This window comes from Mesorhizobium kowhaii, assembly GCF_003253745.1.
Classification (GTDB): domain Bacteria; phylum Pseudomonadota; class Alphaproteobacteria; order Rhizobiales; family Rhizobiaceae; genus Mesorhizobium; species Mesorhizobium kowhaii.
In genome coordinates this window covers 1-2,903 of sequence record NZ_MZXV01000023.1, presented here as the reverse complement: position 1 = coordinate 2,903, position 2,903 = coordinate 1, and the positions used below count along the sequence as shown (strand labels likewise).

The following is a 2,903-nucleotide window of genomic DNA, read 5'->3' as shown; positions in this document are numbered from 1 at the left end:
CCAGATTGCCGTCCGGCAGATAGCGCGCCAGGTCGCCGGTCTTGTACAGCCGATCGCCTGCCACAAAGGGACTGGCGATGAACCGCTCCGCCGTCAGCTCGGGGCGGTTCAGGTAGCCACGCGCAACGCCTGCCCCGCCGATATAAAGCTCCCCCACCGCCCCGAACGGTACCGGCCCACCATGACCGTCCAGCAGGTACACCCGCGTGTTCGCAAGCGGGCGGCCGAGGGGAGGCAATTGGGGCCAGCATGATGGGTCAGCTGCAAGGCGGTGCTCCGCAACGACGTGGGTTTCTGTGGGCCCGTATTGATTGATCAATTTCGCCTTTGGATGCGCTTCGAAGAACGCCCTAAGCAGTGGAGTGGCCTGCAATTGCTCACCCGCCGTATAGATCTCAGTTAAAGAGGGCAGCAGCACTGGCTGCGCGCTCCAGGCCGCCGCAAAATGGTGCAATGCTACGAATGGGAGGAAAAGCTGCTCGATCGCCTCCCCCTTCACGAATCCGAGCAAGTCGGCGAAGTCGGCACGGGTCTCTTCTCGCATGAGCACGAGCAGTCCAGCGTCCCTCCAACAACTGAACAATTCCTGGAAAGACACATCGAAGTTTAGGGTCGTGAATTGAAGTGTGCGTTTTGGCGCGCTAACCCCCGGGGAAGACGAGAGCAAATTCACAAGCGAGCCGTGAGACATCATGACACCCTTTGGGGTGCCGGTGGAGCCTGAGGTGTAGATGACATAGGCGAGATGGCGCGAGGTCAGGCCAAGCGTGCGCGGCTCCGGGTCCGAAGGCGGCCCCTCGGCCCAGGCCGGGATGGCCGTCTCCAGATCGACCACGCTGACATCGGCCAACGCCTCGGCGCCCAGTGCGGTTCGGCTGGCGGCATCGCAAAGCAGCAGTTGCGGTGCTGCATCGTCGACAATCTGCCGCAGCCGCGCCGACGGATAGGCCGGATCCAGCGGCAGATAGGCACCGCCCGCCTTCAGGATCGCCAAAACACTCACCACCATGGCCAGGCTGCGCTCCAGGCAGATCGCCACCGGCTGATCCGGCTTCACACCCAGTGCGATCAGATGATGCGCCAGCCGGTTGGCCCGGGCGTTGAGCTCGCCATAGCTCAGGCGCTCGTCCTCATGGACCACCGCCACCGCCTCCGGCGCCTGGCGCACCTGCGCCTCGAACAGCTCATGGATGCACCGCTCCGACGGATAGGTGGCCGCCGTCCGGTTCAACTCCTCCAGCAGATACGTCCGCTCGTCGGCCGGCAGGATGTCCAGCTCGCGCACCGGCCTACTGGGCGCCTGCTCCAGCGCCTCCGCCAGTTGCTCGAGCGCCCGCTGCATGTAGCCGCAGACCCGATCCGCAGAGATTGGCTCCGCCACCTGCGCCGTCAGGCCGAGCGCCTCGCCAAAATCCTCTACCGACAGGGTCAGCGGATAGTTGGTGCGTTCCTCCCCGCCCAGCCATTCCACGCCCGACAGGACATCATCCGTTTCAGAACCGGCCATGGCCGCCGGCGTGTTGTGACGGTAGTTCAACAGCGCGCTGAACAGCGGCGCCGGCGCCGCAACGCCGCTGCAGCGTTGCGCCAGCGCCAGCGAGGCATGCTCGTGCGCCAGCAGCTCGGAAAGCCGGGCATGCGTGGTGCGCACGCTCGCCTCGACCCCGGTCCCGTCCAGGTCAAGCCGCACAGGCAGGGTGTTGATGAACAGGCCCAGCGCCCGGTCGGCGCCTGCACCCGCGTGTATGCGGCCGAACAGCACCGTGCCGAACACCACCTGCTCTCGCCCGCTGCTGCGCGCCACCACCTGACCCCAGGCCAGATGGCACAGGCTGGCCAGGCTCACCCCGAGCCGCCGCGCCTGTTCCCGCAGCCGATCGTTGAGCGCCTGCGGCAGCATCCGATGCGCCTCGCCGACCTCGCTGCCGTCGCCGTAGACCTCGCTCAGCCCGAACGGCATCGTGGGCTCATCGATGTCCGCCAACTGTTCCTGGAAGAACTGCTCATGTGCCTTGGCATCAACACCCAGCCGCGCCTGCGCCACCAGATTGCGGAACGGCTGCGGTGCCGGCAGCTCATGCTCCCGCCCCGCCAGCACGGCCCGCACCTCGGCATGCATCACTTCCAGCGTCGTGTGATCCCCGATCAAATGGTGCTGCAACTGCAGCAGCAGCCAGCGCCCGCTGCCGGGCTCGCGCGCGATCACAAACCGCAACAAAGGCGCCCGGCCAAGATCGATGCGCTGCCGGCGCGGATCAAACCGGCGCCGGAGCTCCTCGGCGCCGGAACCATCACAGGCATCCAGCTCGACCTCGCTCACCTCCAGCGGCGCACGCCGCCACACCACCTGGGCCGGGCTCGACAGCCCCTCCCAGACAAAGGCCGTGCGCAGGATGTCGTGCCGATCCACCACCTGCTGAACCGCACCAAGATAGCGCTCCAACAGGTCACGGTCGGCAAACGCCATCTGCGACACCAGCAAATATGGATCGCCCCCGCTGGCCAGCAGATGATGGAACAGGATGCCGTCCTGCAGCGGCGACAAGCCATAAATGTCCTGGATGTTGCCGACGCCGCCGGGCACCATGGCGACGATCCGGTCGATCTCCGGCTGGGCCAGCTCGATGAGCGGCAGCATCTGCGGCGTAATAGCCGTACTCTGCTCGGTGATCAGGTTGGCAGGCACCGCCACCTCGTGATGGCTGCCAAGGCTTGCGGCAAGATCGGCCAGCACCGGCCTGGCGAACAGGGTGCGCACCTCCACCCCGAGCGACAGCCGCGACAGCCGGCTCAAGAGCTGCACCGCCAGCAGCGAGTGGCCGCCGAGTTCGAAGAAGTTGTCGTGGCGTCCGACCCGCTCGACCCCCAGAAGCTCCGCCCAGATCCTGGCCAGCAGCGTCTCG

The 2,903-nt window shown here is 66.3% G+C and carries 1 protein-coding gene; it reads right to left on the bottom strand.

Going from position 1 to position 2,903, the window contains the following annotated elements:
- Positions 1-2,903: non-ribosomal peptide synthetase (locus B5V02_RS10630; protein ID WP_146606041.1), on the bottom strand; the 2,903-nt coding region annotated here is incomplete at both ends.